The sequence below is a fragment of the Gammaproteobacteria bacterium genome (assembly GCA_024235095.1).
GTDB lineage: Bacteria > Pseudomonadota > Gammaproteobacteria > Competibacterales > Competibacteraceae > UBA2383.
In genome coordinates, this window is the sequence record JACKNC010000003.1 from 467400 (window position 1) to 488987 (window position 21588).

Sequence of the window (21588 nt, forward strand, 5' to 3'; positions counted from 1 at the left end):
CGCATGATCGATTTTAGAGGCCACCGCTTTGAACGAGACATCATCCTAACGAGTGTCCGTTGGTACCTCGCCTATCCGTTGAGCTATCGGAACCTGGAAGAGATGCTGGCGGAGCGGGGTGTCGACGTGGATCATTCCAGCGTCTACCGCTGGGTCCAGAAGTTTACGCCGCAGTTGGAAGCGGCTTTCCGCAAAGGACAAAAGCGCCCGGTGGGCACAAGTTGGCGGATGGATGAGACCTACATTAAGGTCAAAGGCCAGTGGAAGTACCTCTACCGCGCGGTTGATCGAGACGGCCAGACGATCGACTTCCTGTTCACGGCGCATCGCGATAAGAAAGCCGCCCTGCGCTTTCTCAAAAAGGCGATACGGCAGCACGGTCTTCCGGACAAAGTCACGATCGATAAGAGTGGCGCTAACACCGCTGCCCTGGATGCACTCCAGGAGGAGACGGGCGCCGCCATTGAGATTCGCCAAAACAAGTACTTAAATAATTTAGTGGAACAAGATCATCGCGCCGTTAAACGGATCGTCCGCCCCATGCTGGGGTTCAAAGGCTTTCATTCTGCTCGGACCACCCTGCGGGGCATCGAACTCCTGCACATGATCAAGAAGGGCCAAATGATCATGGCCGAAGGGACGAATCTCTCCGCCGCAGGACAATTTTATTCACTGGCTGCCTAATAACCTGCAAGGGTTACCCAATCGTGCTCGAAAAAAATTAACGCAACAGAACCGCGATCTTGGGTCGGCGTATAAAATCTGCTGATCCTTGTCGATGACCGTGACTTGTTTCACTTCGGTGCCGAGAACCTCTGCAGCCGGCGTCACCATGGCTTGGATTATTGCTGGAATTTGCTCAGTGGCGCCGGTCAGCAACGGATATTCCAGGTTTGCAGCAAGCTGGGCAGCCAGTAAGGCGCCTTGTCGGTGCAGCGCTTGATGGCTTTGGGCGATGTTCTCCCGGTAGGCCAACACGACCAGAATCAATGTCATGATCAAGGTGGGAGCGATCACCACGATCAGAATTTGGCCGCGAATTGAAAGATGATGATAAATCTTACTCAGCATAGGCGTTCCAGGTGGAGGGAATGCTGATGGATAACGCACCGGCCACGGTTGAATTGATAACCACCCGGGTTGCCTTTGGATAAGCGGGCGCCGGATTATCGCCGTCCGCCAAGCGCTGGGCGACAGACATAATCTGTGCGGGTAGGCGATCCAGATCCGCGACAACGGCGGCCAGCACTCCTGCGCGCACATACTCAGCTGTAGGGCCGCCAAAGGTAGGTACCCCTTGACGGATGGTCATTAACAGGATCGGTTTCAGCGACCAGGCATTGATCAGTTGCAGGTCCGGGAGTAATAACAGGGCATCGAGAGTGCTGATCCGTTTGCGTAGCGCCCGGACCGCTTCTTCATCGTTGGTAGCGATGATTTCCTCTAAATGAAACCGCAGCCGATCAGCTTCCGCGCGCAGGTGGGGTAATCGGGCACGCTGCTGGGGGGACACGAGTACGCCGATTGTGTTTGCTTTCGGAAGTAACTCCCGAATCATCAGTAAGTTCGCCACCGGGTCTGCTTCCTGATAGATAGCGGTTCGCGCTGATTCTCGGCTGGGATTGAAGTGCGGGTTAAGCAGCGAGGTTGGCGTTAACACAGTCAGCACGGGAATAGGGCAATGTTTATCGGCCTCCCGCGCTGCATCGCCGGCTATCGCTACCACAACGTCGACGTGCTGACATAAATTGGCCAAGCTCCCGGATCCGATCCGAGCATGAGGGCGCGTGCGTGATGGGGAGGATTTTCGTCCTGGTGTAACCGATTCAAGCCAGATTATGAATCCGGTCAATCGGTTTTCCTGGGTTTCCACGGTATCGAAGTCTAACCGATCGTCAGCGGGCCATTGGCGCAGCTGCGCCAGGAACTCACGGTGGGTGGGTGAGTCGCTATTGGCGATGAATAATAGCGCGGCGGAGTCAGCCGGGAGGGAGAGCGTCATCAGAATCAAGGCCAGTAGTCCACAGCCTAGTGGGCTGACACAGAAGTTTTGACAGGTAGCGGTGGGTGCCCTATGGTTGAGATCAACAGGAGGAATCACCATGGCCCACAAGTATCTGGTTGATCTAACTGAAGAGGAGCGGGAAGACCTGCTGAAGGTCATTCATAAAGGCAAGGCAGCGGCGCGCAAGGTTGCCCGTGCCCATGTGTTGCTGCAGGCTGCGGAAGGGGCGACGGATGAGGCCATTGCCCAAAGCCTTCACTTGGGGATTTCGACCGTTCATCGTACCCGTCAACGGTTTGTCGACGAAGGGTTGCTGGCGGCGTTAAGCGAGCGGCCACGAGTCGGTTTGCCCCCGGCCTTGACCGGCAAACAGGCCGCCTTTCTGGTCGCCTTGGCCTGTAGTACCCCGCCCGCTGGCCGTTGTCAGTGGACTCTCCAATTGTTAGCGGACCGCTTCATGGAACTCCGGCCCATCGAAGCCATTTCCCGTGAGAGTGTGCGGCGCATCCTTAAAAAAACGACCTCAAACCCTGGCAACGTCAAGAATGGTGTATTCCCAGTGTCAGTCCCGATTATGTTTGGCATATGGAGGATGTGTTGGACCTGTACGCCGAACCCGATGATCCTCAATACCCCCAAGTGTGCTTCGATGAAAGTCCGGTGCAATTGACCAGCGAAACCCGCTGTCCTCAACCCGCCCGCCCGGGTCAACCGGCGCGCTATGACTGTGAATACAAACGCGAAGGCACCGCCAATTTATTTCTATTCGTACAACCCTTGCGCGGGTGGCGTCATGTTAATGTCACGAAACAGCGCACCAAACGCGATTTTGCCCAGCAAATGCAGCAACTCGTTGATGTGTACTTTCCGAAGGCGGAGCGAATCCGGTTGGTCGTGGATAACCTCAATACCCACACTCCTGCGGCCTTGTATAGTGTCTTTTCTCCAGAGGAAGCCCGCCGGATCACCCGCAAGCTCGAATTTCATTACACCCCCAAGCATGGCAGTTGGCTCAATATGGCGGAATGTGAGTTCGCTGTTCTCGCCGGCCAGTGTTTGAATCGCCGCATTGCGAACCTCGAAACTTTGCGGAAGGAAATCGCCGCTTGGCAAGGCCCACGCAACCTACGTCAGACCAAAATCCACTGGCAGTTCGGCACCGACTTGGCCCGGGTCAAACTCAAGCGCCTCTATCCTCCCTTGAAATCTTCTGAAACCCCGGTGGACCTAGAAACCTCTGAACCTGTCAAAACTGGTTCTGTTGCGTTAATTTTTTTCGAGCACGATTGGGTAACCCTTGCAGGTTATTAGGCAGCCAGTGAATAAAATTGTCCTGCGGCGGAGAGATTCGTCCCTTCGGCCATGATCATTTGGCCCTTCTTGATCATGTGCAGGAGTTCGATGCCCCGCAGGGTGGTCCGAGCAGAATGAAAGCCTTTGAACCCCAGCATGGGGCGGACGATCCGTTTAACGGCGCGATGATCTTGTTCCACTAAATTATTTAAGTACTTGTTTTGGCGAATCTCAATGGCGGCGCCCGTCTCCTCCTGGAGTGCATCCAGGGCAGCGGTGTTAGCGCCACTCTTATCGATCGTGACTTTGTCCGGAAGACCGTGCTGCCGTATCGCCTTTTTGAGAAAGCGCAGGGCGGCTTTCTTATCGCGATGCGCCGTGAACAGGAAGTCGATCGTCTGGCCGTCTCGATCAACCGCGCGGTAGAGGTACTTCCACTGGCCTTTGACCTTAATGTAGGTCTCATCCATCCGCCAACTTGTGCCCACCGGGCGCTTTTGTCCTTTGCGGAAAGCCGCTTCCAACTGCGGCGTAAACTTCTGGACCCAGCGGTAGACGCTGGAATGATCCACGTCGACACCCCGCTCCGCCAGCATCTCTTCCAGGTTCCGATAGCTCAACGGATAGGCGAGGTACCAACGGACACTCGTTAGGATGATGTCTCGTTCAAAGCGGTGGCCTCTAAAATCGATCATGCGGGTTCTCAAGTCAGGACAGGGGCCGTGTAGCTTACCGAAATCCGACCCTATCAGCTAACGCAACAGAACCCATGCATCCGCTTGCGGGTGCGACCGAACGACTGCTGACGTTAAACGACCTGTCCGAGCGACTACCGATTTTCACCAAAGGGATTTTCACCAAAGGGCGGAAACTGGACATTCAGGCTACCGACGTGTATTTGCTCACACCTGCGGCCCTGTCGGCCTCTGCGCTGGTGCTAACACAGGCCACCGACGAGTTTAATTTCACGGATGGCCCCCCAGTGGGAACTATAGTCAAACAGTTTTTAGATAGTTTGGAAAACCGCAACCAGCGCATCAAAGAGACTTTGAAAATTTCCAATAATTTTCCTCAATTTTCCCTTAAGAAGTGCCCAGTGGTTTTCGATAGGATTTAAATCCGGTGAATAAGGAGATAAAAATAGCAATTGATGGCCATTGTCTTCAATAATTTCTCTCGTCTCTTCCGATTTATGAAAACGGGCATTATCCATCACGATAATACAATTCTTTGGAAGTGCAGGGATTAAGCATTTCTCAAGCCAAGTATTAAATATCTCGGTATCCGTATAAGATTGATAGGCGAGTGGCGCAATGATTTCATTGTTGAGTAGTCCACCCAATAAGTTCAGTTTTTTTCTATCATTCTTAATAGCTTATAATCATATTTCCTGAGCGTTTTCTAAGATTATATTTTTCCGTCAATAGGTTAGGTATTGAATTTTTGGAAAGAGTCCCCATATCTAAAGTAAGGAAACTCAGGATGAAGGAGAGCCGTCATGCGAAACTTTCAATCAATTTGCGTGCGCAATGAACGACAATTTAGAGCGCTGACTGGGGTTTCTCAACAAGAATTTGATCAACTCGTTCCCGTGTTTTCGCATTGTTTGAACGAAGAGAATCGGCGGCGTTATCGCCGACAGCAAGCGCAACGTCGACGCCATCCGGGCGGGGGGCGCAAGGGGATTTTGTCGGCGCCTGAATTAAAACTTTTCTTTCTGCTTTTTTATCTGAAAAACTATCCTACCTTTGATGTATTGGGTTGTTTATTTAATATGAGTCCGTCAAAAGCCCAAGAGAACGTGATGAAGCTAATCCCGATTTTGAAGCAAGCTGAAAAAGAGCTTCATATCTTACCTCATCGCCACCTTAAAATCGTACTAATGGACAGTCAACAAGAACAAGTTGATGAAAAAAATAGAAAAATTATGATTGATGCGACGGAAAGACCCTGTCGCCGACCGAAAAACAAGCGTCGGCAAAAAAGTCATTATAGCGGAAAAAGAAAGGCCCATACCCTCAAAAACACAGTCATCGCGACCGTCAACGGTGGTATCGATGTAATCGGCCCGGCGACTCCGGGTCATCAGCATGACTATGCAATGTTAAAAGGAGAACTAGACCCTGAAAAACCGGAGCTTTCATCCGTAGAAGTTTCGGTTGATTTAGGCTATCAAGGGATCGAAAAAGACTATCCCAAGATCGGGACTATTCATATTCCCCATAAAAAACCACGCAAGTCAAAAACCCATCCAAATCCGAAGCTCACACCAAAACAGAAAAGAGAAAATCGCTTGATCAGTCAGGTTCGTGTGGGCATTGAACATTTCATCGGTCAATTAAAGAACTTTGGTGCGCTAACAATAAGGTTTAGAAACCGCCTTAATAAGATAGGCGATCAAATTATATTGGTCGTCGCTGGACTCTGCAACCTAAGAAATGGCTATGAGGTTCAATGAATTATGTTACCATATTTCGGAACAGGTCTATTATATATTAACTAATAAAAAACTGTTTGACTATATGAAGTCGTTCGTCGTTAAAGACATCCCGATAAGTCACTGGCAATTGAAAATTCAAGACGTGAAAACTGGAATTGATAAATTCTGGTTACTCGTATTGTCTTGCTAATAGTTATCCCCACAAAAATCATGCTGGAGCTTTTTCAGGATTAGCGTATTGAGTATCAGGGAGCCTAAAAAATGATTTGACCCTTTCCTTAAATTCTTTTAGCTTTTCCAAAGCAGAATAAACGCGCGCTCTGAAATCAGCCCGGTTTTTAATTGGCTCCTTTTCCAGATGATCATTTTTGATCTCATTCCAAACCTGTTCATCCGGATTTAACTCTGGCGAGTGGGGGGGAAGAAAGAACAAGCGGATTTGTTTTCGATGCGTCTCAAGAAAGGCTTTGACTTCTTTCGAGGTATGATAAGACGCATTGTCCGTGATGACAATTAATGGGCGCTCTCGACCCTCTAATGCCTTCTCTAAAAAGGCAATGAAAACCCCACTCACTCATTTTTGAGTGGTCACTTCAAATATTAACTCGCCCGTCGCCGTAACCATCGATAAAATGTGAAACCCACCCCGGTCATCACTCACTTTAATTTCAGGCGGATGACCGACTAAGCCCCACGTCCGTCCAGAACGCGTATGGCCTTGAACCCATGACTCATCCTGAAACGCAATATCCGCTCCAAGTTCTTGAGCCCGCTTCTGAATCTCTTTAAATTCTTCATTAATAAACTTTTTAACTTCCTCCTGATCCTGGTTTAAGGCATGATAACAAGGTTTTTGACAACTCAGTCCTAATTGATGTAAATGCAGACGAACCGTGGCATCCGATACCCATAAACCAAAGTACTCTTTCAATAAATTAACCATGATCTCTAAAGTCCATAAAACCGTATCATAGCCATGATCCGCCGGCGTCGTATTGAGTATCGTTTCTTTTAACCATCGATCAATATCCGGAGTCATCACACACGTGGCGCCGAGCGCTTTCCGGGTATCCAGGGCTTCTTCTCCTTCATAACGATAGTTGCGAAGCCAATCATAAATACTCGTTCGGTCGATACCCAAAAAATCAGCAACAAGCTCCGGACCATAATGCTTCTCTTCGACCGCGCGAACCGCAATACGCCGGATGTAATTCATCACTTCATCCGGTATTTTACGTGCATCAAACATCCATTCCGCGTTCATTGCCGCACCTCCTCTATAAATTTAGAGTCTCTAAAGAGGTCTTCTATAGTTATTAGACAATTTGATTAACGCTCAGTTCGTTGATAATGTAGGGATAATCGTTGGCAAGCCTATAAGATAAGCGGAGCGCGAGCCGAGCTTCGCTCGACGCGAGTTGCAGGCGTTGCGCTGCGCGCTCCGCCTATCAACTCGCTGGAGCGGTAATCGGCCTAATCACCTGCAAGCGCCTATGCGCTCTCCGGTATTAGACCGATTCCGCTCAGCTCGCGCCCCAGTATGTATCGCAGTAAAGAGGATGGTTCTGTTGCGTTAGCTGATAGGGTCGGATTTCGGTAAGCTACACGGCCCCTGTCCTGACTTGAGAACCCGCATGATCGATTTTAGAGGCCACCGCTTTGAACGAGACATCATCCTAACGAGTGTCCGTTGGTACCTCGCCTATCCGTTGAGCTATCGGAACCTGGAAGAGATGCTGGCGGAGCGGGGTGTCGACGTGGATCATTCCAGCGTCTACCGCTGGGTCCAGAAGTTTACGCCGCAGTTGGAAGCGGCTTTCCGCAAAGGACAAAAGCGCCCGGTGGGCACAAGTTGGCGGATGGATGAGACCTACATTAAGGTCAAAGGCCAGTGGAAGTACCTCTACCGCGCGGTTGATCGAGACGGCCAGACGATCGACTTCCTGTTCACGGCGCATCGCGATAAGAAAGCCGCCCTGCGCTTTCTCAAAAAGGCGATACGGCAGCACGGTCTTCCGGACAAAGTCACGATCGATAAGAGTGGCGCTAACACCGCTGCCCTGGATGCACTCCAGGAGGAGACGGGCGCCGCCATTGAGATTCGCCAAAACAAGTACTTAAATAATTTAGTGGAACAAGATCATCGCGCCGTTAAACGGATCGTCCGCCCCATGCTGGGGTTCAAAGGCTTTCATTCTGCTCGGACCACCCTGCGGGGCATCGAACTCCTGCACATGATCAAGAAGGGCCAAATGATCATGGCCGAAGGGACGAATCTCTCCGCCGCAGGACAATTTTATTCACTGGCTGCCTAATAACCTGCAAGGGTTACCCAATCGTGCTCGAAAAAAATTAACGCAACAGAACCCGATCGACTTCCTGTTCACGGCGCATCGCGATAAGAAAGCCGCCCTGCGCTTTCTCAAAAAGGCGATACGGCAGCACGGTCTTCCGGACAAAGTCACGATCGATAAGAGTGGCGCTAACACCGCTGCCCTGGATGCACTCCAGGAGGAGACGGGCGCCGCCATTGAGATTCGCCAAAACAAGTACTTAAATAATTTAGTGGAACAAGATCATCGCGCCGTTAAACGGATCGTCCGCCCCATGCTGGGGTTCAAAGGCTTTCATTCTGCTCGGACCACCCTGCGGGGCATCGAACTCCTGCACATGATCAAGAAGGGCCAAATGATCATGGCCGAAGGGACGAATCTCTCCGCCGCAGGACAATTTTATTCACTGGCTGCCTAATAACCTGCAAGGGTTACCCAATCGTGCTCGAAAAAAATTAACGCAACAGAACCCGATCGACTTCCTGTTCACGGCGCATCGCGATAAGAAAGCCGCCCTGCGCTTTCTCAAAAAGGCGATACGGCAGCACGGTCTTCCGGACAAAGTCACGATCGATAAGAGTGGCGCTAACACCGCTGCCCTGGATGCACTCCAGGAGGAGACGGGCGCCGCCATTGAGATTCGCCAAAACAAGTACTTAAATAATTTAGTGGAACAAGATCATCGCGCCGTTAAACGGATCGTCCGCCCCATGCTGGGGTTCAAAGGCTTTCATTCTGCTCGGACCACCCTGCGGGGCATCGAACTCCTGCACATGATCAAGAAGGGCCAAATGATCATGGCCGAAGGGACGAATCTCTCCGCCGCAGGACAATTTTATTCACTGGCTGCCTAATAACCTGCAAGGGTTACCCAATCGTGCTCGAAAAAAATTAACGCAACAGAACCTCAAGCTGACACCCTGTTAAAAAACACCTTGCATCTCCCTGCGGAGTCTTCAACCGGGGCCGTTGGCGCGCAATGCCAGCAACGAAGCAAGCACCGACCGTCGAACGACGGTTGTTTGCAATAGGATCGATCAGTCAGGAAGTTCCGTGAAAAGCGCCAAAATGCGAGGGCGACCCATCGAAATTCCGTTGGCATGGATGTCAGCTGGTAACTGTAAGGCAGCAACCCAGTGGGAAACGAAACTCGCAATCAGAGGAGAAAGGACTCGGGCAATGAGTCGATACACGGGTGATCGACCTGATTTTCATGTTCAACATGAGTCGATGGCGCGAACACGAATTTAACTCGTTATAATGGAGCAAATAGCACCATGAGGTTTGACGCTACACGAGACACAACAATTACCACCCCAGAAACACCAAACCCCTGCGTTGGTAGCGCAGGGGTCTAGTGCGGGATAATTGATAGTTGCAGTCCATCGATCCGCTTAGGACGACAATCAGGCGTTTACTGTTTCTGATTATAGCGGACTGGCAGTGACTTTCAAGACCCCACACGGGTGGTTGTGCGCCTTTAAAAAGGGGATTTCATGAAAGTCCATACTGATAGACCGCCCAATCAGGGTACGGTCAGCGCCCGGGTGGCGTCTGCGCCATACTCGTCGCGACCCTCAAAAACCGCTGCTTCGGTCGACCGCGATAACCACGGTTCAAGTCAGCGGTTCCAGCGGATTCGCCCACTCCCCACGACCAGGTTTCGCAGCATCGGGGGGGGTCATGAGTTTGCTCAATGACGCCCTGAGCGCCTTGGAACGGGTGACTGGCTACCGCCCGGTGAAATCCGGCGACGAATATAAAGCCCGCTGCCCTTGTCACGAGGACAAAAATCCGTCCCTGTCGGTCAAAATGAACGGCCGGCTATTGCTGCACTGCTTCGCCGGCTGCCCCTACGAACACATCGTCGCCGCTCTCAACCTGACCCCGGAACCGGCCACTGGCCAGCGGCAGATCGTGGCGACGTATGCCTATCGGGATGCCGCCGGCGTCGAAGTCCGCCAGAAAATCCGATATACGCCCAAAGACTTTCGCATTCGCCATCGCGGGGAAGACGGCAAATGGATCTACAAAGCCGGCCCCGGTCCCGCTGTACTCTATCGTTTGCCGGAACTCCGCTCCGCTATCGCTCAGGGCGCTACCGTCTTCGTCGTCGAGGGCGAGAAGGACTGCGACCGCCTCGCAGCGGGTGGCCTGACCGTCACCACCAACATTGAGGGAGCGGCGAAGCCCGACCAGAAAGCCAAGTGGCGCCAGGAATACACCACCCAACTGGCTGGCGCCGCCCGCGTGATCCTGATTCCCGACCACGACGATCCAGGCCGGATGCACATGCAAACCATCGCACACGCCCTCCGCAGCCAGGTGCATGAGGTGCGGATTCTGGAACTGCCGGGGTTGCCGGCCAAAGGCGACGTGTCCGACTGGCTAAATCAGGGCCATACTCTGGATGAACTCCAGGCGTTGGCGGCCACCGCGCCGCTGTTGTCCACACAACCGGATCCCCTCTCTCCAATCGATCCTGCCTCGGCGCTGAACCTGCCCCGTGAACTGACCCGCCTTGCGGAAGAGGTCTACAGTCCCCCCACCGTCAGCCCCTGTACGCATCTGGCGAATGCTCACCGAATTCGCCACTACTACCAAGGAAAAATCGGTTATGCGCTGGGACTCGGCTGGATTCTGTGGACGGGTCGCTTCTGGCGTCCGGATCCGACCGGCGAAGGCTCCATCGCTACCGGCTTTATCGGCGGACTCTCACGCCTCATCGCCCGGGAATCCGCCACCCTCGCCCGGCGGGCCGCCGACGAAGCGGATGAAGACCGGCGTAAGTCGCTGATGACCCAAGCGGAAGCCTTGCTGAAATGGGCGGTGCAATCCGAGAACGAACGGACCATTGCCGCCGGATTAAAACTGACCAAACACGCCCTTTTGATCGAATATGGCGATCTCAATCGCGACCCGTGGTTGTTCAACGTCCAGAACGGCACGGTGGATCTGCGCACCGGCGCGCTGCGCCCACATGACCCCACCGATCTCATCACCTTCCTGGCTCCCGTCACCTACGATCCCATCGCTATTTGCCCGACCTGGGAACGGTTCCTGTCCGAGGTCTTTGCTGGAGATGCTGACCTGGTCGCCTTCATCCAGCGCGCAGTCGGCTGGTCCCTCACCGGCGTCGTTAAGGAACGCGCCCTGTTCTTCCTGTACGGCGACACCGGAAAAAACGGCAAAACCACCCTGGTCGAGGCCATCATGAAACTGGTCGGCGCCTGTGGCGAATCCAGCTATGGCTATGGCCGCAAAGTCGGCGCGGACACCTTCATGAAATCGAAGAACCCGGAAGACAACCAACGCAAGGCGGCGACGCTGGCCGGCCCTCGCTTTGTTTGCACCAGTGAGGTGGATGAAGAACACCGGCTCAATGAGCAATTAATCAAGGACATCACCGGCGGCGACACCATTGAAGGACGCCGTCTCTATCAGGAAGCCTTCACCTTCAAACCGCAGTTCAAGCCGTGGATGTACGGCAACCACAAGCCGGAAATCCGTGGCACCGATGACGCCATCTGGTCGCGCGTGCGCCTGGTGCCCTTCGAGGTGAGTTTTAAAGGCCGCGAAGACCTCAACCTCCCCGATCAACTGGAAGTGGAACTTTCCGGCATCCTGAATTGGGCGATCCAGGGCTGCCTGGACTGGCAACGCCACGGACTGCAACCCCCGAGCAAGGTTCAGGCGGCGACGCAGGCTTATCGTGACGAAATGGATGTGTTTGGCCCCTTTATCTGCGAGTGCTGCGTTGTGCATAAGAACGCTGAAGTGTGGGCGAATGATTTATGGAATGCCTACAGGGCATGGTGCGCAAACGCTGGCGTTAGGGAGCAAAGCCAAACAAAGCTAGGTAATTATTTGACATCAAAAGGTTTTAATAAGGAAGGAAGCCACAGAGTGAGACGTATTGGCATCGGTCTACTGCCTAAATCCTCTATCAATAATGGCGACAGTTGCGATAGTAGTTCCGAAAAGTCCCCATAGGGGGTTTTCTATAGGGATTTCTCCGGATAAGTGTCGCAACTATCGCAACTGTCGCAATCCAAAAATCAGGATGCATTCTTAGTGATAGATACGAATGATCACAACTAATTAATAATTAAATGATTATTTAATTATTACCCACCTTGGATGAATCCATGAAAGTTGCTCAGAATATCCCGCCGTTTGCTGCGGGTTTTTTTTTGGTCTTCCCACCAACAATGGCGACAGTTGCGACAGTTGCGATAGTAGTTCCGGAAAGTCCCCATAGGGGGTTCTCTATAGGGATTTCTCCGGATAAGTGTCGCAACTATCGCAACTGTCGCAATCCAAAAATCAGGATGCATTCTTAGTGATGGATATGATTTATCATAACCTAATGATTATTAAATTATTATTGAGTCATTATCCATATAAGACACGCTATCCCTAATGCCAGTCAAGGAGGCGTTTTGGGTTGATCACTCTGGAGTTGGCTCCAGGCGACCCGATATCCTGATCGCCAACCATGATCGTAAGCCAGCCACGATAGTCCCAGAAGGCCCAGTAAAAATAAGGTCGCAACGACGCCAATACTGAGAAAGCGTTTTTTCCGGCGCCCCAAGTCTGGTTTCGTGGTTGGCGACGGAATGTTTCGCGCGATCTCTCTAAGGATTGGCGGGAAGTCACGCTGAAACTCGCGTTTGGCGTTTTCCAAGACGGCGTGCGCTGTGGCGTCGGCGACTTGCTTGAGATGACCAAGGGTCCCTGTGACCGATGCTTCGAGATCCTGGCGGAAGTACTGTAAAGGGTTCTGTTGCGTTAGCTGATAGGGTCGGATTTCGGTAAGCTACACGGCCCCTGTCCTGACTTGAGAACCCGCATGATCGATTTTAGAGGCCACCGCTTTGAACGAGACATCATCCTAACGAGTGTCCGTTGGTACCTCGCCTATCCGTTGAGCTATCGGAACCTGGAAGAGATGCTGGCGGAGCGGGGTGTCGACGTGGATCATTCCAGCGTCTACCGCTGGGTCCAGAAGTTTACGCCGCAGTTGGAAGCGGCTTTCCGCAAAGGACAAAAGCGCCCGGTGGGCACAAGTTGGCGGATGGATGAGACCTACATTAAGGTCAAAGGCCAGTGGAAGTACCTCTACCGCGCGGTTGATCGAGACGGCCAGACGATCGACTTCCTGTTCACGGCGCATCGCGATAAGAAAGCCGCCCTGCGCTTTCTCAAAAAGGCGATACGGCAGCACGGTCTTCCGGACAAAGTCACGATCGATAAGAGTGGCGCTAACACCGCTGCCCTGGATGCACTCCAGGAGGAGACGGGCGCCGCCATTGAGATTCGCCAAAACAAGTACTTAAATAATTTAGTGGAACAAGATCATCGCGCCGTTAAACGGATCGTCCGCCCCATGCTGGGGTTCAAAGGCTTTCATTCTGCTCGGACCACCCTGCGGGGCATCGAACTCCTGCACATGATCAAGAAGGGCCAAATGATCATGGCCGAAGGGACGAATCTCTCCGCCGCAGGACAATTTTATTCACTGGCTGCCTAATAACCTGCAAGGGTTACCCAATCGTGCTCGAAAAAAATTAACGCAACAGAACCAAAAAATTAACGCAACAGAACCCACGTAACTCGTCCTGGGTGATTTCACCGTGCGGATAGATCAGCTTGACCAGTCCCGCCACCGATTTGCGCACCGCTTTCACATCACGGGCATTGAGATGGGAGCCGAGGGAGAAATAGCAGTCGATGATCTCGGTGAAGTTGTGTTTGCGCAGTTCCCGCAAGGCTTCGGCCAGGTAATCCACCACGAAGCCGTAGTGATCCGTGAAGAACTCCACCCGCATCTTCGGGATTTCCCAGCCGGGAATGTAGAAGTGGATGCGGTCGAGGAAGGCCATGTCTTCCCGAATCACGTCGGGCATCGGCATGAACAGGTGGGACGAGCGCACCATGACCTCGACCGGCTGGTGGGTGTTGCCGAACAGGGCAATGGACGCCATGCCCGACAGCGAATCCTTGCCACGGGCGAACGTGCCGGACTCGCAGTAGGTCTTAAGCGTGGTCACGACTTCTTTCGGCATCTTTTGCAGGTCGGCCACTTCATCGAAGGCCACCGCATCCCAGATCCCCACCAACCCCATCTTGCCGCTGGCCATGTTGTAGAACAGGTTCGCCACAGTGGTCGGGCCGGTCAGCAGGATGGTGTACGGCGAAAGTTCCTGATAGCCGTAGCTCTTACCGGTGCCACGGGGGCCGAGTTCGACCAGGTTGTAGTTCTGCTCACACAGCGCCAGTAGGCGAACGAGAAAGAGCAACTTGACCCGCCGCTCGAAATGCGCGGGTTCCATGCCGATGGTGCGGAGCAGCAAGTCGATCCATTCATCGGTAGTGAATGCGCTGCGACACGCCCGGTACTCTTCAAGATCGAAGGTGGCCAACTGAATGGGCTTGATGCGGTCGATCCAGAACGGACTGCGTTTGCCCTTTTGCTCTTCGTCAAATTGGTGTCTCAGATCCATTTGCGCCCAGATGCCGCCCATTAACAAGCGGTCATAGTCCCGCATGAAGTGTTCAGGGATGTGGACATGCTTGTGGCCGAAGTTCTTGAGTTCCGCCCAGTATTTGTCGTCATCGGAGACATAGCGGACTTGCACTTTGTCGATGAGGGTGTGCTGGCCCTTGTCTTTGAGCAGCGACTGGGTTTTGTTGGCCTCGTCGGGTCGCACGAAGTTTGACGACAAGGTGTTATTGACCACCTTCAATCCCGCGTCAATCGCTACGGGGTCGTCAGTGGCGCAGTATTTGCCCAACAGATACTCCAGGACGAAGACCGGGACGTTGGCTCCCACCTTCACCTTGCGCACCAAGTCTTTACGGACGACCTTGCCCGCAAATACGGCGGCCGCTTTTCGGTCCAATTCAGGCATGACGGATCCTCACAGCGAAATGGCGACCTCCACAGTCAGGGGAGCCGCCAGTTCTACCCCGGTGGTGGCGTCGAGCAGGTAGACGCCGATGGTCTTCTGCGCAATCTCCTCGGACAGCATGAGGGTAACGGTATTCGGTTCGATGCGTTGGTGATCGCTGTCGGCCATTTTCAGCTTCACTTCACCGATGGCATCCTCAAAACCGTAGGAGGCGCTGACCGGCAGCGAAACACATTTCTTGTTGGCGCGCAGTTCAATTCGCACCTTGGGCGGCTCGAATCCGAACAGGCTGGCTTCCCGCTGGCTTCCGGCAATCTGCACGGAGAAAAACCGGGTGGTCAGCTTTGAGGCGCCGGGGGTCAGCGTCCATTGCATGCCCGTCGTTTGAACGGCGGGTTTCGCCGTCGCATGCAACACGACCACCGGCACGATCAGTTCTTGCGGGGATAAACCGCCGTGGAAATAGGCGCGTCCGCCGCCTTTGGCTTTGAAGACGGCAAACGTCCACGGGGTCGCAATGTCAAATTCGCTCTCCATGCCCAGTGCGGTCAGCGAGGTGCGCAGATACGAGGACGCTGATGTTCCGCCGACGCCGACCCACACCCGTCGATGCAGGTCTTCCACCTGGCCACCGGGATTTTCGATCTTCATCTCCTCCCCCATTTCGTCGCCAAACAGGTGCCCATGATCGGCCGCGAGCACAAGGGTCGTGATGCGATGGTCCGCCAGTATCCTCACGCCCCGCCGTAACTGGCTCAGTACGCCATCGATTTGCAACCGCGCTTGTGACACGTTGTCGGCTTCGCCCAGTTCGTCGATTTCTTGCGAGGTGATCAGGATCAATTGGGCGTTTTGCAGGCCGTCCTTGATCTTCTTGCCGGGCTTGGGGAGCAGGTCGTCCAGCTTGGCCTCGAAGACCGGCACGCCTGCCTGCTCCTTCAGGAACGTCACGCGATCTTTGCGATCCTTGATGACCTTGCCGCCGATTTCCAGCGCCAACTTGCCGCCCCCCACGCTCACTACCTTCGCCGACTCGTGCGCCCTGGGGAGTAACGCGGCCATGCCGATTTCGGTAATGGTGGGCAGGGCGGCGAGGGCCGGTTGAATCGCCACCGTGAAGTCATCGGTGAGCAACTGAGCCAACTCCCGCGCCATCTCGAAGCGCAGCGCATCGACCCAGAGGTAAGCGACTTTTCCGGCGCTCAGATGCGGTTTCACCTGCTGCTCAAAAATCGCCTGCTGCCTCAGCAAACCCGTGATGGGATGCTGGGCCTGGTGAAAGTGGGTAATGAAGTGTTTGGCCAACTCGGAACCAACGGCGGTGTAGCGCTGTTCGGCCTTGGTGATGAGCTTTTCCAAGCTGTGATGATCGTGGTTGGCGGCGAACTCGAAGTGATATTTGCGGCTTTCCAGGCGCCGATGATGGGTGTCGAGCAGACACCACGGTTCGTCATCATCCGCATAGGCTTTGACGAGGGCCGGGACTGAGGTTGGCGCCTGTTTCAACGCCTTGGCGACCCGGTCGGCGGTGAGCAAGACCTCGGCGGCGGATGAGATCAGCGCCCAGCGCGCCTGAATCGCCGGGATCATATCGGCCCAGAAGCGCGAGCGGCGATACTCGGCCCGTTGCAACAACAACGGGGTTGCCGCTTTGGTCAGTTCGTTTTCCACTTGGGCCAGCAACGCCCGTTCGACACACAGGAAGGTTTCATTTTCCGTGAGCCACTCCACCGGGAGTTCCAGTTGATCGAGGCCCAGTTCCTGTTCGACCTGGTGGGCGACGGTCATGTAGCAGTCCCGCAGGTCCCGGTCGTTGCGCCAGGTGCGGGCCAAGCGTGTACAAGCGTCGATGCCGCCGGTGCTGTGGGCCACGGAAACCGATGCCAGGGATGAAGGCGCTTGCTCCTTGAGCGCAGCCAGCAGGTCGGTGAGCAGCACATGCCGCGCTAACTTCACGCGCCAGTTCGCCAGGGCTTCGGCGGTGGGGAGTTCGATGTCGAAGTTCGCTTGCAGCAGGTGACGCAGTTCCTTTTGGGCGTCCTTCTTGCTAACCGCTGTATCATGCTGGTCGCTGTGTAGAAAGGCCAGGGCGACTTCTTGCGGGTGGGCGGTGCCGAAGATCAGCTTGATCACGCCGGTCGAGAGGTCGATGCCTTGTTCGGTCAGCGCATTGAGATCGGTCAGCGACAATTTGCCGGCTTCCACCTGTCGTTCGATTTCAGCCACCTGATCCTCGCCCAGAATCGGTTTGAGGGCGTTGCGGACCACGACGGACAGGCGGGTATTGCAGGCAGGGGGTTGTTGCCGGGGTTGCATGATGACCCCGGCGCAATCGAGTTCGATCAGGGCGCTGTGGGTCTTCTCGCGCTCAAGGGGGACGTAGACGACCAGCCGGGGCGGTTGGCTGTCGTTGAGTAAGGGATCGATTGCTTTGCGCAACTGGAGAAAGCTGCCGTCGTAACCGGCGACGGTGGTGTTGGGCAGGGTGAGTTCGGCAACTGCCGCGCCGTAGGCGTGTTCCGGGTCGTACCAGACCACCAGTCCTTGATCATCGACCTGCTTGAGGATCAGTTGCGATAAATACCCGGTGACGGTTCCTGTTGGCATCGGCTCATTTCCACAAGCGGGTCACGCCATACTCATCAAAAATGGCGTCGGCGCTGATCAGTGGTAGTTTTTTTATCACGGATTGGGCAATCAACAGTCGGTCAAAGGGATCTTTGTGATGCGCTGGCAACGTTTCTACAAAAGTCGCATGAGCCAACTCGATCCCCAACAGATGGAAATGGTTCGTCGCCAGTTCGCGAGGCAGGAAGGTCATCGCCGGTTCGCCCAGTTCCAGCTTTTTCAGTCCAACTTTGATGGCAATCTCCCAACAGGAGGCCACGCTCACCCATTTAGGGTTCGCTGGGTCTTCGATCAGGTTTTTGGCCACCGGACTCAGTAGGGGGTCATCCCATACGAACCACAAGAAGGCATGGGTGTCGAGCAGAATATCGCTCACTCCATGTATTCCTTGAACTCGTCCAGTGGGGCGTCAAAGTCCGACGCCATCCAGTGGCGGGTGTTCTTCGCACTACCGGCCTTGCACGGCCACTGATTTTTCAGCCCAGTTCGCTGGGTGGGTGGTAAGGGATTCAGCACTAAACGGGCTACGGCTCGATCATTCTCAACAATGATAACTTCCTCGCCTGGCGTCAGGCGGTGGATGAGTTCTGCCAACGTGGTTTGGGTTTGTTCGAGGGCGATGGTGGTCATGTTTGTGGTTCCTATCGGTGATCACTTCCAAAGGCGGTTAACCCCGTACTGATCGAAGATCGCATCGGTACTCACGAGCGGGATGTTTTCGGCCACTGCTTGCGCCGCCAGCAATCGGTCGAACGGATCCCTGTGGTGGAATGGCAACCTGATCAGAGCAGCGGTGTGTATGGTTCTGTTGCGTTAATTTTTTTCGAGCACGATTGGGTAACCCTTGCAGGTTATTAGGCAGCCAGTGAATAAAATTGTCCTGCGGCGGAGAGATTCGTCCCTTCGGCCATGATCATTTGGCCCTTCTTGATCATGTGCAGGAGTTCGATGCCCCGCAGGGTGGTCCGAGCAGAATGAAAGCCTTTGAACCCCAGCATGGGGCGGACGATCCGTTTAACGGCGCGATGATCTTGTTCCACTAAATTATTTAAGTACTTGTTTTGGCGAATCTCAATGGCGGCGCCCGTCTCCTCCTGGAGTGCATCCAGGGCAGCGGTGTTAGCGCCACTCTTATCGATCGTGACTTTGTCCGGAAGACCGTGCTGCCGTATCGCCTTTTTGAGAAAGCGCAGGGCGGCTTTCTTATCGCGATGCGCCGTGAACAGGAAGTCGATCGTCTGGCCGTCTCGATCAACCGCGCGGTAGAGGTACTTCCACTGGCCTTTGACCTTAATGTAGGTCTCATCCATCCGCCAACTTGTGCCCACCGGGCGCTTTTGTCCTTTGCGGAAAGCCGCTTCCAACTGCGGCGTAAACTTCTGGACCCAGCGGTAGACGCTGGAATGATCCACGTCGACACCCCGCTCCGCCAGCATCTCTTCCAGGTTCCGATAGCTCAACGGATAGGCGAGGTACCAACGGACACTCGTTAGGATGATGTCTCGTTCAAAGCGGTGGCCTCTAAAATCGATCATGCGGGTTCTCAAGTCAGGACAGGGGCCGTGTAGCTTACCGAAATCCGACCCTATCAGCTAACGCAACAGAACCAAGCGGAAGGCCCTGCACCGCATTTCTAGGCGGGTTCAAAGCGTGGAACGTGAATGCTCTTTTGCTGAACCTGCGCCAAATCATAGGCCGTCTGCATCCGTAACCAGACTTCCGCCGTACCCCCAAAAGCCTGCGAAAGCCGAAGAGCCATTTCCGCCGAAATCCCCGCCTTGCCGTTAATCACATTGCTAAGAGCCTGACGGGTCACACCTAACGCCTTGGCCGCCTCCGTGACCGACAAACCAAGCGGCTCCAGACAATCCAGCTTGATCGACTGGCCCGGATGCGGTGGGTTTTTCATCGCCATGATCGTTGCTCCTTCCCGCTAGTGGGCTGACACAGAAGTTTTGACAGGTTCAGAGGTTTCTAGGTCCACCGGGGTTTCAGAAGATTTCAAGGGAGGATAGAGGCGCTTGAGTTTGACCCGGGCCAAGTCGGTGCCGAACTGCCAGTGGATTTTGGTCTGACGTAGGTTGCGTGGGCCTTGCCAAGCGGCGATTTCCTTCCGCAAAGTTTCGAGGTTCGCAATGCGGCGATTCAAACACTGGCCGGCGAGAACAGCGAACTCACATTCCGCCATATTGAGCCAACTGCCATGCTTGGGGGTGTAATGAAATTCGAGCTTGCGGGTGATCCGGCGGGCTTCCTCTGGAGAAAAGACACTATACAAGGCCGCAGGAGTGTGGGTATTGAGGTTATCCACGACCAACCGGATTCGCTCCGCCTTCGGAAAGTACACATCAACGAGTTGCTGCATTTGCTGGGCAAAATCGCGTTTGGTGCGCTGTTTCGTGACATTAACATGACGCCACCCGCGCAAGGGTTGTACGAATAGAAATAAATTGGCGGTGCCTTCGCGTTTGTATTCACAGTCATAGCGCGCCGGTTGACCCGGGCGGGCGGGTTGAGGACAGCGGGTTTCGCTGGTCAATTGCACCGGACTTTCATCGAAGCACACTTGGGGGTATTGAGGATCATCGGGTTCGGCGTACAGGTCCAACACATCCTCCATATGCCAAACATAATCGGGACTGACACTGGGAATACACCATTCTTGACGTTGCCAGGGTTTGAGGTCGTTTTTTTAAGGATGCGCCGCACACTCTCACGGGAAATGGCTTCGATGGGCCGGAGTTCCATGAAGCGGTCCGCTAACAATTGGAGAGTCCACTGACAACGGCCAGCGGGCGGGGTACTACAGGCCAAGGCGACCAGAAAGGCGGCCTGTTTGCCGGTCAAGGCCGGGGGCAAACCGACTCGTGGCCGCTCGCTTAACGCCGCCAGCAACCCTTCGTCGACAAACCGTTGACGGGTACGATGAACGGTCGAAATCCCCAAGTGAAGGCTTTGGGCAATGGCCTCATCCGTCGCCCCTTCCGCAGCCTGCAGCAACACATGGGCACGGGCAACCTTGCGCGCCGCTGCCTTGCCTTTATGAATGACCTTCAGCAGGTCTTCCCGCTCCTCTTCAGTTAGATCAACCAGATACTTGTGGGCCATGGTGATTCCTCCTGTTGATCTCAACCATAGGGCACCCACCGCTACCTGTCAAAACTTCTGTGTCAGCCCACTAGTGATAGTCGATCATTTCGACATCACTGGCCTTTCCGTTCTTGAATTTAAAAATAATCCGCCAGTTGCCCGACAGGCTGACGCTCCAATAGCCTTTCAAATCGCCCTTGAGTTCGTGAAGCCGATACCCCGGAAGATCCATGTCCTCAATCACAAGGGCTTGATCCAATCGCGCAAGGATACGCTCCGCCTTATCGACTAAATCCGCCCGTATCTTGCTGCGGTCGCCACGCTCGTACAGGCGTTTCAGTCGCCGATCCTTGAAATTTTCGATCATCCTTTATTTGTAAAGCGTCAATTGTCACTTGTCAACAAATCAAGATCGAGCGGTAGGTTTTCAACCTCTCTACCTATAGCTCTCTCTGTCTATAGCTTCGGCTTGGACTTTCTCAAATGTCGTCGTTCCATCGCTTGGGTACTCTGCCAAGCAATCACCCGCTTGAGAGCTACGGCCTCCACTTCGGACTTGATGCCCTCTTCCTCCAGAAAATCATCGAAGAACGATCCAAGGTGTGTTTTTCTACCTGCCGTCATGACGATCCCTTCAACTGTTTTTGCCTTTTCAGGAGCAAAGTATCGATCCTCGCACTCGTATTTCGCCATGTGCAAACTTTTCGTAGGTGCTTCTAATACCGTCCTCTATTGCGATTTCGCCTCGGGCGGCTCGCTGCATTTCCCCAATAATATCAAGCGGCACTTCAAGCCCTTCAAGTCGCTGTTGAGCAACAGCGTTTTCAACCGCAATCAGATTAAGGCGGATTTCCTGTTCGTTTAGCATTGGGCCGCTCCTGCTGA

General features: G+C 54.0%; 20 protein-coding genes and 5 pseudogenes. 9 read left to right on the forward strand and 16 right to left on the reverse strand.

Annotation, left to right across the window (positions count from 1 at the left end):
- Nucleotides 1-3: 3 nt before the first annotated feature.
- Entirely contained in the window at nt 4-684 is a 681-nt protein-coding gene (locus tag H6973_19085; protein MCP5127643.1) for an IS6 family transposase, read from the forward strand.
- Here H6973_19085 and H6973_19090 read toward each other — a convergent pair.
- The gene (locus tag H6973_19090; GenBank protein ID MCP5127644.1) at nt 670-1071 is read right to left on the reverse strand and encodes a hypothetical protein; all 402 of its coding nucleotides are present in this window, start codon (nt 1069-1071) and stop codon (nt 670-672) included. The genes H6973_19085 and H6973_19090 overlap by 15 nt on opposite strands.
- On the reverse strand, nt 1061-2104 hold the full coding sequence (locus H6973_19095) for a hypothetical protein (protein ID MCP5127645.1): 1044 nt from the start codon (nt 2102-2104) through the stop codon (nt 1061-1063). Before H6973_19095 ends, H6973_19090 begins: the two co-directional genes overlap by 11 nt.
- On the opposite strand from H6973_19095, the pseudogene H6973_19100 reads away from it, so the two are divergent.
- Nucleotides 2103-3214: pseudogene (locus H6973_19100) on the forward strand (IS630 family transposase). The gene H6973_19095 and the pseudogene H6973_19100 overlap by 2 nt on opposite strands.
- Nucleotides 3215-3312: 98 nt before the next feature.
- Here the strand turns inward: H6973_19100 and H6973_19105 are convergent.
- Nucleotides 3313-3993: an IS6 family transposase gene (locus tag H6973_19105; GenBank protein MCP5127646.1), complete on the reverse strand. Its 681-nt coding sequence runs from the start codon at nt 3991-3993 to the stop codon at nt 3313-3315.
- Nucleotides 3994-4067: 74 nt separating this feature from the next.
- Here H6973_19105 and H6973_19110 point away from each other — a divergent pair, with 74 nt between their 5' ends.
- Nucleotides 4068-4415, forward strand: coding sequence for a hypothetical protein (locus tag H6973_19110; protein MCP5127647.1), 348 nt, complete (start codon nt 4068-4070; stop codon nt 4413-4415).
- On the opposite strand, the gene H6973_19115 is transcribed toward H6973_19110, so the two are convergent.
- Nucleotides 4305-4640, reverse strand: coding sequence for a transposase (locus H6973_19115; GenBank protein ID MCP5127648.1), 336 nt, complete (start codon nt 4638-4640; stop codon nt 4305-4307). The two genes, H6973_19110 and H6973_19115, sit on opposite strands and share 111 nt — an antisense overlap.
- Nucleotides 4641-4796: 156 nt before the next feature.
- On the opposite strand from H6973_19115, the gene H6973_19120 reads away from it, so the two are divergent.
- Nucleotides 4797-5756: a transposase family protein gene (locus tag H6973_19120; GenBank protein ID MCP5127649.1), complete on the forward strand. Its 960-nt coding sequence runs from the start codon at nt 4797-4799 to the stop codon at nt 5754-5756.
- A 190-nt stretch (nt 5757-5946) separates the two neighbouring features.
- Here the strand turns inward: H6973_19120 and H6973_19125 are convergent, their stop codons facing one another.
- Both H6973_19125 and H6973_19130 read right to left on the reverse strand, forming a co-directional pair.
- On the reverse strand, nt 5947-6312 hold the full coding sequence (locus H6973_19125) for a transposase (GenBank protein ID MCP5127650.1): 366 nt from the start codon (nt 6310-6312) through the stop codon (nt 5947-5949).
- On the reverse strand, nt 6313-7002 hold the full coding sequence (locus H6973_19130; protein ID MCP5127651.1) for an IS630 family transposase: 690 nt from the start codon (nt 7000-7002) through the stop codon (nt 6313-6315).
- A 370-nt stretch (nt 7003-7372) separates the two neighbouring features.
- Between H6973_19130 and H6973_19135 the strand changes: the two genes are divergently transcribed.
- From H6973_19135 to H6973_19155, 5 genes and pseudogenes are all read left to right on the forward strand, one after another.
- On the forward strand, nt 7373-8053 hold the full coding sequence (locus H6973_19135) for an IS6 family transposase (protein ID MCP5127652.1): 681 nt from the start codon (nt 7373-7375) through the stop codon (nt 8051-8053).
- A gap of 55 nt (nt 8054-8108) precedes the next feature.
- Nucleotides 8109-8489, forward strand: a pseudogene (locus H6973_19140) (DDE-type integrase/transposase/recombinase).
- Nucleotides 8490-8544: 55 nt separating this feature from the next.
- Nucleotides 8545-8925, forward strand: a pseudogene (locus tag H6973_19145) (DDE-type integrase/transposase/recombinase).
- 829 nt (nt 8926-9754) lie between these two features.
- Entirely contained in the window at nt 9755-12064 is a 2310-nt protein-coding gene (locus tag H6973_19150; protein MCP5127653.1) for a hypothetical protein, read from the forward strand.
- An 859-nt stretch (nt 12065-12923) separates the two neighbouring features.
- Nucleotides 12924-13604 (forward strand): IS6 family transposase, encoded by a 681-nt coding sequence (locus tag H6973_19155; protein MCP5127654.1) that lies wholly within the window; start codon nt 12924-12926, stop codon nt 13602-13604.
- Between the two features lie 79 nt (nt 13605-13683).
- Here H6973_19155 and brxL read toward each other — a convergent pair.
- The 10 genes and pseudogenes from brxL to H6973_19205 form a co-directional block, all read right to left on the reverse strand.
- Nucleotides 13684-14985, reverse strand: a pseudogene (gene brxL, locus H6973_19160) (protease Lon-related BREX system protein BrxL).
- A gap of 9 nt (nt 14986-14994) precedes the next feature.
- Nucleotides 14995-17592, reverse strand: coding sequence for a PglZ domain-containing protein (locus tag H6973_19165; protein ID MCP5127655.1), 2598 nt, complete (start codon nt 17590-17592; stop codon nt 14995-14997).
- A 4-nt stretch (nt 17593-17596) separates the two neighbouring features.
- Nucleotides 17597-17989 carry a type II toxin-antitoxin system VapC family toxin gene (locus H6973_19170; protein ID MCP5127656.1) on the reverse strand — a complete coding sequence of 131 codons (393 nt, stop codon included), beginning with the start codon at nt 17987-17989 and terminating at the stop codon, nt 17597-17599.
- Nucleotides 17986-18243, reverse strand: coding sequence for a type II toxin-antitoxin system prevent-host-death family antitoxin (locus tag H6973_19175; GenBank protein MCP5127657.1), 258 nt, complete (start codon nt 18241-18243; stop codon nt 17986-17988). The genes H6973_19170 and H6973_19175 overlap by 4 nt, the downstream gene beginning before the upstream one ends.
- A gap of 224 nt (nt 18244-18467) precedes the next feature.
- Nucleotides 18468-19148 (reverse strand): IS6 family transposase, encoded by a 681-nt coding sequence (locus H6973_19180; GenBank protein MCP5127658.1) that lies wholly within the window; start codon nt 19146-19148, stop codon nt 18468-18470.
- A gap of 98 nt (nt 19149-19246) precedes the next feature.
- A complete protein-coding gene (locus H6973_19185) occupies nt 19247-19528 on the reverse strand; it encodes a HigA family addiction module antidote protein (GenBank protein ID MCP5127659.1) in 282 nt (93 codons plus the stop codon).
- Nucleotides 19529-19546: 18 nt separating this feature from the next.
- Nucleotides 19547-20721, reverse strand: a pseudogene (locus H6973_19190) (IS630 family transposase).
- 70 nt (nt 20722-20791) lie between these two features.
- Complete coding sequence (locus H6973_19195; GenBank protein MCP5127660.1) at nt 20792-21070, reverse strand: type II toxin-antitoxin system RelE/ParE family toxin; 279 nt, start codon at nt 21068-21070, stop codon at nt 20792-20794.
- 89 nt (nt 21071-21159) lie between these two features.
- Nucleotides 21160-21396: a hypothetical protein gene (locus H6973_19200; protein MCP5127661.1), complete on the reverse strand. Its 237-nt coding sequence runs from the start codon at nt 21394-21396 to the stop codon at nt 21160-21162.
- On the reverse strand, nt 21356-21571 hold the full coding sequence (locus tag H6973_19205; protein MCP5127662.1) for an antitoxin VbhA family protein: 216 nt from the start codon (nt 21569-21571) through the stop codon (nt 21356-21358). Before H6973_19205 ends, H6973_19200 begins: the two co-directional genes overlap by 41 nt.
- Nucleotides 21572-21588: the final 17 nt, after the last annotated feature.